Genomic DNA, 12,566 nt, shown 5'->3' with positions numbered 1-12,566 from the left:
ACCGGAAGACTCAAAGTGCATTCGATTCCCTTCTTTATCATTTTGGCAGTGTTGTGGTTTGTGCTCATCAAAGTCCCGCCGCACGACGAGTAACTCGGCTAGTGCGGGCCATCAATGCCAGCCCAATAACTGCTAAACCCGCGAAAAGCGCCGGCAGCAGGAAAACATAGGGAAGGCCCAGAAACGCCACGCCGAAACCGCCCGCGACGCCTCCTAACGCCGAGGCGAGAGCAGTCGAACTCATGAAGATTGCCGAGGCCGTCGCTACTGCATTGGGAAGCAGGCGTTGAGCGACGATGATGCCCAGAACCATAAATATGCCCCACACACCGCCCATGAGAATCTGTCCGGCGAACATGCCCGCTGCGGACGACCAGAGCGCAAAGCAAAGATTGGCACACACTCCCATGGCGGCCGCGATACACATCAACCACACGTTGCCGAGCTTGCGGCCGAGGCCGATGCTGAAGGGCATGATGAGCAATTCGATGAACGGCTGTATTCCGATGACCGCTCCCCGTAGGGCCGGACTCAGCTTTAAGTGTTCTTCCATGTAGATCAGTAGGAATCCGTATTTCACCGGCTCCCCTGCGTAGACCAGAACGAAGAGTCCTGTGAACGTCAGCAGTGGAAGCATGGCACGTAGGCTGGAGTGATGCGCGTGCTCACTCGCCGACTCTGGCTTGATCCTGGCGGTCGGGTTCAGCGTTCCGAGAGGTACGATCTGTAAAAGCATGCAGATGGCAGTCATCCAAAGCATGGGGCGCAGGCCATAGGCAGCCGCCACCCACGCTCCCAGCACAGGCCCGATGATCCATCCGCCGGTCAGCGCCATACGGATGATGGCAACGACACTTTCATTTGCCTCGCCGGGCCTGTCGCTGAGTTCATCATGCACTGCCGCAAAAATTTGCGAGGCGGTCGCACCGGAAACGGCCAGCAAAGCGATGGCGATGACGAAGGGCATCCAGACCGAAGTAGAGAGGGCGAGCCCCGCCCAGCCCACAAAACCCGCCACAGCGCAAAGGCGAAAAAGACCGAGACGATTCCCTGTGCGATCGGAGTAGCGGCCGACGAAATACCCCGCGACTGGCGCGGCAAGGCTCGTCAAATAATAGAATCCCGCCAACGGCAGCGAGGCGCCGAGTTCTTTCGCGAGGAACAGAACAATCTGTGGCGCAGCCGCCGACGCGCCGAGACCCGACAGAAACATCGCAATCGTTGCGCCGAGAAAAAGTCTCGAAGCTGCAACTTGACGCAATGCAGATTGGCTACCGGTTGGGTCAGACATCGTGACAGTTTGACTACCGCGTTGGTCAGACATTGTGAAACGTCTCCCGGTTATGTTTCTGAACCTCTTTGGCGCGACGGTCAGCGCGGCGCGCATGCTGGAGATTATCGCGACCGCTTCCCAATTGCTATGGTCAGGTCGAACTCGTTACTTTTTCCGCACTGCAGAAACAACGGGATGAGGCTTGAAATTGCAACTGCTCTAGCAAATCGCATTGCCGTCTAATAACGGATTTTCGATTTTATCTTTTATGCATAAATTTCTGTATCCCTAAACATTCCCACGTGCTGGGATAACAAAAAATTTTTGGAGTTCCAGAGCAGACCTGAATATAGTCACTCCCAAAACAGCCCTGCCGCAAGAGTCAAGCGTTCAACCAGGAGACAGACATGAACCTGCTCGTGTACAGACGTTGTGTCATTTCGCTGTTAACCGCATTAACCGTGAGTGTGTCGTTGGGTTTGTCGGGTTGTGGCGGAGATGCGTCGGACGGTAGTGGCGCCGCCGTCTCGCTGAAGAGTCAACAGACCGCCGCGGCGGTCTCTGCCGCGCAAAGCGAATCCGCGGCGCAGCAAAACCGCCGCCTCTCGCGTCAGATCGCCGTGGTGCCGCCGCCAATGGGATGGTCGTCATGGAACAGCCTTGCGGAGAACGTGAATTACAACACGATCAAGGCCGAAGCCGATGGACTTTCCGCACTTAACGCGCAAATAAAATCCGGCGCGCAATACGAATACGTGAATACCGATGAGGGCTGGTGGACCTCAGGAACGAGAGATGCCAACGGCAACTTCGTCATCGACAACACTCAATGGCCGGGCGGCATGCCAGCCATCGCGCAATATATCCACAGCAAAGGGCTGAAAGCGGGCATCTACATCGACGCCGGCCCGCAGGGTTGCGGCACCCGAACCAACGGCACGCATTTCGTCGGTAGCGATTTCGCGCATTACGATCACGACTTCCTGCAATTCGCGCAGTGGGGATTCGACTTCGTGAAGGTCGACTTCTGCGGGGGCAGCGCAGCCGGCTATGATCCGCAGCAAGCCTATACGGCCATTGCCGATGCGATCGACAAGGCGTACGTGCAGACCGGTCACCGCGTGACGCTCAGCATCTGCGACTGGGGCACCATCGCCAATAACAGCACGTACCCCGACTTCAACGAGGGACCGTGGGCGTGGGCCGCCGGGGTTGGCCGGATGTGGAGAACCACGGGCGACATCTATGGGCCGAACAGCGGCGCGCCGAACTTCGGCAGCGTGACCGGCAACTTTCTGGGCAACTATCACCCCGAGGGCCAGCACACCGGCTTCTACAACGACCCCGACATGATGGTGGTCGGCATGGGCATGACGGCGGTTCACGATCAGGCGCACATGAGCCTGTGGGCGATCGCCGGCGCACCGCTGATTCTCGGCAACGACCTGTCGAAGCCGCTGACCGCGGATGCCACGCAGTTGATGACCAATACCGGCGTCATTGCGGTCGACCAGGACCTGCTTGGCACACAAGGCGTAAAGGTAGCGCAGTCCGGCGCACAGCAGGTGTGGGCGAAGCTTCTGGCCGGGCAGGGACAGCGTGCTGTCGTGCTGTTCAACAACGGCGCGACGGACGCGCCGATGACGGTCACGTGGCAGCAACTCGGCCTGGTGCCGAACGCGCACGCGAGTGTGCGTGATCTCTGGGCCAGCAAGCAACTCGGCTCGTTTGTCACTTCGTATACGGCCCCCACGGTGCCGGCGGGCGGCGCGGTGATGCTCCTGGTAAGCGGACAGGACGTCGCCGCGACGACCTACCAGCCGACCTCACTTGGCGGTGGCGCGTCGTACACGCACTGCTCGGACTGCGACGGCGGCAAGATCGTTCGGGGACTTGGCACTGTGACCTTCGGCAACGTCGCATCGACCGGCACCGGCGGATACGTTGCGATTGCCTATGCGAACCGCTCTCGCGAAACGCTGACCGCGCAACTTTCGACAAACGGCGGCCAGCCGACCACCGTGGCATTTCCGCCGACCGGCGGCGAAGGGCGCATTGGCACGGTCACGGTCTACGTGCCGCTGCAAGCCGGCGGGGCTAACTCGCTGACGTTGTCGAGCGCGGACAGCAGCGCGCCCACGCCCGAGATCGGCACAGTCACTGTCGTCGCCGGCCCGGTGACGCTACCGCCGTTCAAGGCCGCCTACGAGGCAGAAGCGTCGACCAGCGTACTCGCCGGTGGCGCGCGTATTTCGACATGCAGCGCTTGTTCGGGTGGCTCGGACGTCGGCTATATCGGCAACGGCGGGACGTTGACGATCAACGACATTAGTGTCCCCGCGGACGGTACCTACACCGTGTTGGTGGGTTATGCGAACGGCGACTCGGCGCCGCGCTCCGCGGACATCAGCTTTAACGGATCAACGCCTGTCACGGTGTCGTTTCCGCCGAGCGGTGGCTGGGGCACCGTCTCGACGCTCGCTGTAACGGGCACGTTCAAGGCGGGCAACACGAACGCGCTGATTTTCTCGAACCCTTCGGGTTGGGCGCCGGACATCGATGGCGTTAGCGCGCCGACAGCGCAATAGCTTCAGTTGAAGGAGCTGCGCCGCCGTCTTCAACGGCGGCGCAGACGGCATGCGACCTGGGCGGTCGGCCAGTCTCCTCGACAACGGACATCCACATGCGCTAGTGATTGACCTCTCTCAGCACGTCTATGAACGCCCGCAAGCCAGCAGGCACGTGGCGATGCCCGGGATAGTACAGGCAGAGCCCCGGGATGAACGGGCACCAATCTTCCAGCACGGTAACCAGCCGGCCGTCGTCCAGCCAGTCGCGGGCCGTGGACTCCGGTACATACGCGAGGCCCAAACCATCGGACGCGGCCTCGACCATCAGACCGTTGTGATCCAGCGTGAGCACGCCGGGAACATCGATCGCCACCTCCTGCCCGTGCTTGCGAAACTCCCAGCGGTAGCGTTTGCCGCTCGGCAGACGTTGGCGAATGCAGTCGTGGCTGCGAAGGTCGTCGGGCGTGATGAGTGGTGTTCGACCCGCGAGATACGAAGGCGCCGCAACGACTACGAAGCGAAGATCGTCGCTGATGCGCACCGCCACCATGTCGCGCGGGACCGACTCGCCAAGCCGTACGCCGGCATCGAAACCTTGCTCGACGATATCCACGAGCCGCCCCTCTGCAACCAGATCGAGCGCCATGCCGGGAAAGCGCTTCAGAAAACGCGGCACCACCGTTTTCAATAACAGTCGAGCCGCACCCTCATTGGCGTTGATCCTGAGCGTGCCGCTCGGATTGCCGCGCGCATCGGCGACGGCGTCCAGTGCCTCGTCGAGATCGCGGAGCACGGGCGCAAGCCGGGCGAGCAATGCTTCGCCGGCTTCTGTCGGCGACACACTGCGCGTCGTGCGGTTGAGCAGGCGTACGCCCAATTCGCGCTCTAGGGCGAGCATGGAGTGACTTAGCGAGGAGCGCGAAACGCCGAGTGCATCGGCGGCACGGCGGAAACTCCGATGCGTTGCGACAGCGGAAAACACGGTGAGATCGGCAAGTGTCGGCTTGGTCATTGGTGGCGAATTTTCACGGGGTCATACGTACTATAGAGACTTCTCTGACCAATGACGGGTCCCTAGACTGGTGATCAGGCAATGCCATTCCATCCACTCTATGGAGAGACACACCATGGTGAAGACCTGGTTTATCACCGGCACGTCGTCAGGCCTCGGCCGGCTACTCGCGGAGCGCCTGCTGCAACGCGGCGATCGGGTCGTCGCGACGCTGCGGCACGAGGGGGCGCTCGATGAGCTGAAACAACAGTACGACGACCGGTTGCATGTCTTGACACTCGATGTCACCGACATCCGCGAGGTGCACACGAATATCTCCGCCGCATTTGAAGCGATGGGCCGCATCGATGTGGTCGTGAACAACGCGGGCTACGGGTTATTCGGCGCGGCCGAGGAAGTGACTGATGAACAGATTGAGCGGCAGATTGCCACCAATCTCACAGGATCGATTCAGGTCATCCGTGCGGCGCTGCCTCACCTGCGCCGCCAGGGCGGCGGCCGGATCGTTCAGGTTTCGTCCGAAGGTGGACAGATCGCTTACCCGAATTTCAGCCTCTATCACGCTACGAAATGGGGCATCGAAGGTTTCGTGGAGTCGGTAGCGAAGGAGGTGGGGCCATTCGGCATCGACTTCGTGATCGTGGAGCCCGGGCCGACGAGCACGCAGTTCGGCGCTGGTCTCGATCACGCGGTGCCGATGCCCGAGTACGACGATACCCCGGCGGGCGACGTCAGGCGGGCGATCGCGTCCAACAGCTTTGCAATTCGGGGCGATGCCGGCAAGACGGTCACCGCAATGATCGTCGCGGCGGACTCGGCACATCCGCCGTTACGCCTGACGCTTGGCGGCGGTGCCTACGACTCGATCAGGGCTGCGTTGGCTGAGCGTCTGAGGGTGCTCGAAGCGCAAAAGGACATCGCGTTTTCAGTCGACTCGATAAGCTAGGCGTCGGAGCGCTTCAGTCGCCCCGCTCCGATAGCGCGCAGCGAGCTCACATCGAAGGGGCCGTTTCCGGTCCTGATCGCATCCCCTCGCGCTCGAGCCATGAGCGGAACAGCACGATCACGTCATCTGCAGACCTCCCATCCGGAACGTAAGTGCAATAGCTCCGCGACGGTAGGCGAGGGCCGGCGAACGGCGCGACAAGCCGGCCGGTAGCAAGGTCGTCTGAGACAAGCGCAGTCGGTCCCATCGCGATGCCTATGCCATCGATGGCAGCCTGCAACGTCAGGTAGAAGTGATCGAAGGTGAGGGTGGCAGCCGGGCGGAGTGCGGAAATCTGTGCTTTCGCCAGCCAGTCCGGCCAGAGTCGCGGCAGACTCGACGTGTGCAGCAACGTATGCTCCCGTAGGTCGTCTGGCGTCCGAAGCGGCAGTCGTTGCAAGAGTGCCGGGCTGCAGACCGGGAGTCTCTCCTCGGACAGGAAAAGCTGCATCGAGTAGCCATAAAACGTGTCCGGGCCACCCCGGATAACGATGTCATAGATCTCTTTCAAGCTCTCCACCGACTCGTTCGACGTCTCCACCTTGACGTCCACGTCGGGATGCTCGGCGCGGAATTGCGCCAGTCTCGGCACCAGCCAGCGCAACGTGAAGGTCGCGGGCGCGTTCACGGACAGTGTTCGCGAGACCGTTTCGAGCAAACCATATCGGGCGGTTGCCTGCGAGAGCTGCTCGAACAAAGGACCGACTTCCGCCAGGTACGCCTCGGCCGCCGGGGTCAGCACCACGCGCCGGTTGTGCCGTTCGAATAAGGATGCGCCGAGCCACTCCTCGAGCAGTCGAACGTGCTGACTCACCGCACCGTGAGTGACGTGCAATTCCGCAGCGGCTTCCTTGAAGCTGCCGAGTCGGCCTGCGGCCTCGAAGGCACGCAATGCATTGAGTGGAGGCAATGTCCGCTTCATTCGAAATAGTTTATCTAACGCGAATGGCCAATTTATCTGGTTTGATGGTCCGCCACAAGATAGATATTCTTCTTAATACCTTCTCTTTCCGGAACTCGAATGCTCAGTTATACCGGCGGCTTCGTTCTCCTCGCCGCTCTGCTTCACGCGAGCTGGAACGCGATGCTGCACGGCAACGACGACCGGTTCCTGTCCATGACATGGATGAGCATCGCCATCGCGGCAGCCTCTACGGTCGTGATTCTGTTCACGCCGTTACCGTCCGACACGGCCTGGCCGTACATCGTCGCATCGGGGCTCGTGCATATCGTCTACAACGTGACGCTCGTACGGTCGTATCGCAGCAACGATCTGGCGCAGGCGTATCCGATCGCGCGCGGCTCGTCGCCCCTGCTCGTCACGCTCGGCGCGGCGCTCTTTGCGCATGAGTCGATCGGTCCGTTGCATGTGCTCGGGATCGTGATGATATCGGGTGGCATCGTCGCAATCGCCCTGGAGAGGGGGCGCGTGTCGCGTACAGGTTTGCTGGCCGCGCTGACGACCGGCGTGACGATCGCCATCTATACCGTGATCGACGGCATCGGCGTGCGTTTATCCGGTGGCGAGGCACTCGCCTACACCGCGTGGATGTTCCTGTTTTATTGGCTGATGCCGATGCTGTTCGTCGCAACGCGTGGGATTGCGGCGCTGTGGACTCCTGTAAAGACGGTGCCAATAGCAATCGGCTCATCGCTCTTCGGGGGCCTCGTGTCGATCGCGGCGTATGGCATCGTGATATGGGCGCTGCAGTCGGGCGCGATGGGTGCGGTATCGGCCTTGCGCGAGACCAGCGTGGTGTTCGCGGTGCTGATCGGGCGTGGGTTTCTGCGTGAAACGGTCAGTGGAAAACGCTGGCTCGCGTGCGTGATCGTCGCGGGTGGGGCGGTTTGTTTGGGCCTTTGACATTGCGCGTTTGCGCTCTTTTATACCGGCACTATCACGTGGAGGATCACTAAATGAATGCTGTTCCGCAGGCCCCGTTGATTCTGATAACGGGTGGAGGTCGCGGCGTAGGCGCGGCGACTGCGCGGCTTGCCGCCGCACAAGGTTACGATGTAGCGATCAGTTTCGTCTCCAACGAGTCTGCCGCCCTTGCGGTGGCGGCTGATGTGGAAGCGCTCGGGCGCCGGGCTTTAGCCATGCGCGCAGACAGCGCAGATCCAGAGCAGGTCGCTGAGCTATTCGCCGCGATCGACCGGAAGTTTGGCCGGATCGACGTGCTGGTGAACAACGCTGCGATCATTGCGCAGCAGTCCCGGCTGGAAGATCTCGAATTCGAGCGGATGCAGCGTATCTTCGCGATCAACTCGATCGGCCCCATCCTCTGTGCGCAGCAGGCGGTGAAGCGGATGTCGTATCGTCACAACGGGCGGGGCGGCGCCGTGATCAACATCTCATCGGCGTCGGCCCGGCTTGGCAGTCCAAACGAATATGTCGACTACGCGGCGTCGAAGGGTGCGCTTGAGACATTCACTATCGGCTTCGCCAAAGAAGTCGCGCGGGATGGGATACGCGTCAACTGCATTCGCCCTGGGCACATTTACACTGAGATGCATGCTAACGGCGGCGAGCCGGGACGGGTGGATCGCGTTAAAGACTCGATCCCCATGGGAAGAGGCGGTCAACCTGAAGAGGTTGCGCGGGCGATCCTATGGCTAGCAGGCGCCGAGGCTTCCTTCATCACCGGCACATTCCTCGATGTCACTGGCGGGAAGTAAGCAGCAGGGTACCGCTATGGCAGATTAGCGACCACCCGCTGACCCGATCCCGCGAAGCATGAGATCGATACCGGCTAGAAAATCGGCACGGTCGTCGTGACCGCGCAATATGCTCATGACTGTCTCGCCGGACCACGCGTGACACTTGCACCGGACTGTCTGCGCCGATAGTCGGTGTCCCGCGACGCGAGCCAGTAATACAGCGGCGATGTCAGAAGCAAGCCGATCACCCACGAGAGATCCGCACCGTCGAGATACTTCGGCACGGGACCCGTATACATCGGCGTGCTCATGAACGGAATCTGCACGACGATGCCGATCCCATAGGCAATCAGCGCTTGCGGATTGAAGCGGCCGTAGATGCCGCCGTCCACCTGGAAGATCGACTGGATGTCGTATTTCCCCTTGTGGATCACATAGAAGTCGATCAGGTTGATCGCAGTCCACGGCACCAGCACGACCAGCAGCGCGAGCACGAGATCAACCAGATTGCCGACGAAGTTCGTCGAAGCGCCGATCGCTCCGTAGCAGGATGCAAGGAGAATCGCAATCGACAGCACGGCACGCGCCTTCGCCGTGGGAATCCAGCGATAAGCGAATGTCTGCAGCGACGTGATGGCCGCGAGCACCGCGCCGTAAAGATTCAGCGCGTTATGGCTGATCACGCTCAGCAGGAAGAGGACGAGCATCGGCAGCCCGAGCGGTCCGGTGGCCTGCTTGACGGCGTCCATCGCGTCGGCGCCGGGCGGCACCGCGAGCACGGCTACTGCGCCGAAGACGAACGCGAGCGTTGAGCCAATCGTGCAGCCGAGGTAGGTCGCCCAGAACGTCGATGCGACGCGCACGTTTTGCGGCAGATAGCGCGAATAGTCGGACACGTACGGGGCGAACGCAATTTGCCAGAGCGCCGACAGCGAAACGGTCGCGAGCCAGCCGGCGAAGTTGAATCCGCCGCGCGTCAGGAAATCGCCTGTAGAGATATGCGTGAGGATATAGCCGAACCCGATGAAAATCCCGATTCCAAGCACCCAGGTGCCGATGCGATTCAAAATATGAATTAGCCGGTAACCGATGACCCCGATCAGCCCTGATCCCATCGCGCCGATCACGATGCCGACAGGAACCGGAATGCCATGTTCGATGCCATGCAGGGACTTCCCGGCAAGCACGATATTGGACGCGAAGAAGCCCACGTACATCACGCCTGCGATCACGGTGACGAGCAGCGCGCCCCATGAACCGAACTGCGCACGGCTTTGAATCATCTGCGGGATGCCCATCTGCGGGCCCTGCGCCGAATGCAACGCCATCAGCACGCCGCCGACCGCCTGACCGACGATGATCGCTACGATGCCCCACAGCAAGTTCAGGTGGAATATCTGCACGCCGAGTGCGCCGGTAACGATGGGCAATGGCGCGATATTGCCGCCGAACCATAGCGTGAACAGGTCGCGCACCTTGCCATGGCGATCTTCTGGCGGCACGTAGCCGATGGTGTGTTTTTCGATCAACGGCGAAGCGTCGCGTTCGGAAGTATTCAAGTTTGTCTCCAGTGTTGACAGGAGCTAGCGCGTTACTCTGGTCCCATGCAAAGCTCTTACTCCTGTCGCATGCTCTGCGCCTTGCGTAATCAGGCGTGTTCGGTCCACCGAATCGCCATGCCTGGCATTCGAAAGTATTTGAGTTACGTGGTCTTGCAGATCGTCTAACTTCGGCGCGAGACAGTGGTCTCGCTATTTGATGCATACGTCTCGCGACGCGGCCGTGGCCGAAATGTAATCTCCCAACCGAGCCAGCATCGCATCGCACTGGTGCAATTGCTCGACGGTGACGAATTCGTCCGGCTTATGCCCCTGGTCCATGCTGCCGGGTCCGCAGACAACCGTTGGAATGCCCGCCTTATCGAACAGTCCGCCCTCGGTGCCGAATGCAACCGTGCCGAACTCGTTGGAACCGCTGAGCAGCGCCAAAAGACGCGCCGCTTCACTGTCAGGCGACGTGGCTAATCCCGGATAGGCGGAGAGCGGCTGAAGGCGGATGTCAGTGTCGGATTGCACGGCGCGCATCTTCGGCAGCAGCTCAGCCTCGGCGTAGGTCAGCAACTCGTCGGCTACCTGGTTTGCGTCGAAACCAGGCAACGCGCGCACTTCAAAGTCGAATTCGCATTCGGCCGGCACGATGTTGAGCGCACGGCCGCCTTTTATCACGCCCGTCTGCACGGTCGAGAAGGGTGGATCGAATCGCTCGTCGTGATGCTGAGGCTGCGCCAACTGCTCGCCGATCTCTTCCAGGCGGCCGATCATCCGCGCCGCGTATTGAATCGCGTTGACGCCATACGGCGCATAAGCCGAATGGCAAGGCGCGCCTTTCACCTGACAGCGCATCGCCAGCTTGCCCTTGTGGCCCAGCACCGGTTTAAGCTCGGTTGGCTCGCCGATCAGGCACAGGGCGGGCTTGTGCGCACGCCGCTCCAGTTCCGCCAGCATCGGCCGCACGCCGAGGCAGCCGACTTCCTCGTCGTACGAAAAGGCGAGGTGCACCGGCTGTTTCAGCTCGCGCTCGAGAAACCCGGGCACCGCTGCCAGCACCGAAGCGATGAAGCCCTTCATGTCGGCCGTGCCGCGGCCATACAGCCGCCCGTTGCGTTCAGTGAGACGGAATGGATCGACGGTCCACGCCTGGCCATCGACAGGCACCACGTCGGTGTGGCCGGACAGCACGATGCCGCCGTGCTCACGCGGGCCGATGGTCGCGAACAGATTCGCCTTGGTGCGCTCGGCGTTGTAGAACAGCTCGCTTTCGACACCGAGTTCCTGCAGGTAAGCCCGAATGAATTCGATCATGTCCAGATTGGAGTCCCGGCTGACCGTGGCGAAGCCGATCAGCCGTTCGAGCAGCGCCCGGCTGGATCGGTCATTCATTGCCGGGCACTCCGTAGCTAGGCGCGGCGGTCGGATTCAACGCCCGGGTCAAGTAGTCCTGCATCTGCGGCCGATACGCTTGCCATAGTCCATCGAGATGGCCGATGGGGTCTTCATCAATCCAATCGACCCGCAAATCGACGATCGGCCAGCTCACGTCGCCTACGATCTTGAGCGCCGCTGAATGCACGGGCCCCGCTTCGCCGCCGGCAGCCATCGCGGCATGCATGGCCGCGAGCAGGCGATCGGCCAGTGTGCCGGATGCTTGCTCGAACGCCGGAAGCATTGCCTCGATTACTTCGATGCCGGCGAGCATGTTGCCCGCAGCTACGCACTGTTTGCCGGCGACAGCGTGATACGTGCCCAACGCTTCCTTACCGCTGAAGAACGCCGTGCGCCCCTGGCTATCGATCACCGTCACCTGGCGGTACTCGCTCCACTCGCTCGCGCCGAGCACACGGTCCAATGCAGTGGCGGGATCGAGTTGCCCGTTCTCCAGAAGATCGAGAATTTGCGGGCCGAGCGCGGGCAGCGTGACGTTCTGCGTCGCCACCGCGCCCACGCCTGCGCGCAACCATGGGCATCGAGCGCCCACCGCGATGCTGGACGAACTGATCGCGATGCCAAGCTGCCCGGATTCCGGACAACGTCCAACAATAGAAAATGTCATGTCCCGCTCCTCAGGCCGTCGGCGGCGTCCATCCATCCGGAATGACCGCGATAACGTCGATTTCCATCAACCACTGCGGCTGACCCAGCGCGACCACCACCAGGCCGGTCGAAATAGGAAACACGCCCTTCAACCACTTGCCGACTTCCTGATAGACCGGCTCGCGGTAGCGGATGTCAGTCAGGAACGTTGTGGTCTTGACGATGTGTGACAGGTCGCTGCCGGCCTCTTCGAGCAACTGCTTGACGTTCTTCATCGCTTGCTCGGCCTGGGCGCGCGGATCGCCGATACCGATCAGGCGACCTTCGAAGTCCGTGCCCACCTGGCCGCGGACATAGACTGTATTGCCGGCGCGCACGGCCTGACAAAGATCGTTGTCGAGCGTCTGGTTCGGATACGTATCCTTCGTGTTGAACATGCGGATACGGGTATGCGTAGGTTGGCTCATCAATGCAC

Annotated in this window: 11 protein-coding genes; 4 read left to right on the top strand and 7 right to left on the bottom strand. The window is 61.3% G+C overall.

Translation table 11 applies throughout. The annotated features are described in order from the left end of the window. Positions 1-67: 67 nt before the first annotated feature. Positions 68-1,324, bottom strand: a complete 1,257-nt coding sequence (locus BM438_RS40020) for an MFS transporter (RefSeq protein ID WP_093646154.1) — start codon at positions 1,322-1,324, stop codon at positions 68-70. Positions 1,325-1,680: 356 nt separating this feature from the next. Here BM438_RS40020 and BM438_RS40015 point away from each other — a divergent pair, with 356 nt between their 5' ends. After that, positions 1,681-3,861, top strand: a complete 2,181-nt coding sequence (locus BM438_RS40015) for a carbohydrate-binding protein (protein ID WP_244179568.1) — start codon at positions 1,681-1,683, stop codon at positions 3,859-3,861. A 100-nt stretch (positions 3,862-3,961) separates the two neighbouring features. Here the strand turns inward: BM438_RS40015 and BM438_RS40010 are convergent, their stop codons facing one another. Beyond that, positions 3,962-4,855 (bottom strand): LysR family transcriptional regulator, encoded by an 894-nt coding sequence (locus BM438_RS40010; protein ID WP_093646151.1) that lies wholly within the window; start codon positions 4,853-4,855, stop codon positions 3,962-3,964. 115 nt (positions 4,856-4,970) lie between these two features. Here BM438_RS40010 and BM438_RS40005 point away from each other — a divergent pair, with 115 nt between their 5' ends. Beyond that, the gene (locus BM438_RS40005) at positions 4,971-5,801 is read left to right on the top strand and encodes an SDR family oxidoreductase (protein ID WP_093646149.1); all 831 of its coding nucleotides are present in this window, start codon (positions 4,971-4,973) and stop codon (positions 5,799-5,801) included. A gap of 46 nt (positions 5,802-5,847) precedes the next feature. Here BM438_RS40005 and gcvA read toward each other — a convergent pair whose 3' ends face one another. Further along, entirely contained in the window at positions 5,848-6,762 is a 915-nt protein-coding gene (gcvA, locus tag BM438_RS40000; protein ID WP_093646146.1) for a transcriptional regulator GcvA, read from the bottom strand. A 99-nt stretch (positions 6,763-6,861) separates the two neighbouring features. On the opposite strand from gcvA, the gene BM438_RS39995 reads away from it, so the two are divergent. Beyond that, positions 6,862-7,704 (top strand): DMT family transporter, encoded by an 843-nt coding sequence (locus tag BM438_RS39995; RefSeq protein ID WP_093646144.1) that lies wholly within the window; start codon positions 6,862-6,864, stop codon positions 7,702-7,704. A gap of 53 nt (positions 7,705-7,757) precedes the next feature. Further along, positions 7,758-8,519 carry an SDR family oxidoreductase gene (locus tag BM438_RS39990; RefSeq protein ID WP_093646142.1) on the top strand — a complete coding sequence of 254 codons (762 nt, stop codon included), beginning with the start codon at positions 7,758-7,760 and terminating at the stop codon, positions 8,517-8,519. 113 nt (positions 8,520-8,632) lie between these two features. Here the strand turns inward: BM438_RS39990 and BM438_RS39985 are convergent, their stop codons facing one another. From BM438_RS39985 to BM438_RS39970, 4 genes are all read right to left on the bottom strand, one after another. Further along, positions 8,633-10,060: a purine-cytosine permease family protein gene (locus BM438_RS39985; protein ID WP_093646140.1), complete on the bottom strand. Its 1,428-nt coding sequence runs from the start codon at positions 10,058-10,060 to the stop codon at positions 8,633-8,635. 192 nt (positions 10,061-10,252) lie between these two features. Further along, positions 10,253-11,440 (bottom strand): acetylornithine deacetylase, encoded by a 1,188-nt coding sequence (argE, locus tag BM438_RS39980; RefSeq protein WP_093646138.1) that lies wholly within the window; start codon positions 11,438-11,440, stop codon positions 10,253-10,255. After that, the gene (locus BM438_RS39975) at positions 11,433-12,110 is read right to left on the bottom strand and encodes a DUF1028 domain-containing protein (RefSeq protein ID WP_093646136.1); all 678 of its coding nucleotides are present in this window, start codon (positions 12,108-12,110) and stop codon (positions 11,433-11,435) included. The genes argE and BM438_RS39975 overlap by 8 nt, the downstream gene beginning before the upstream one ends. 10 nt (positions 12,111-12,120) lie before the next feature. Beyond that, positions 12,121-12,558 (bottom strand): RidA family protein, encoded by a 438-nt coding sequence (locus BM438_RS39970; protein ID WP_054041383.1) that lies wholly within the window; start codon positions 12,556-12,558, stop codon positions 12,121-12,123. Positions 12,559-12,566 lie beyond the last annotated feature (8 nt).

Source organism: Paraburkholderia aspalathi (assembly GCF_900116445.1).
In the GTDB taxonomy this organism is placed as follows: domain Bacteria; phylum Pseudomonadota; class Gammaproteobacteria; order Burkholderiales; family Burkholderiaceae; genus Paraburkholderia; species Paraburkholderia aspalathi.
The sequence above is the reverse complement of the archived record's forward strand: the minus strand, read 5'-3'. Positions and strand labels throughout refer to the sequence as shown.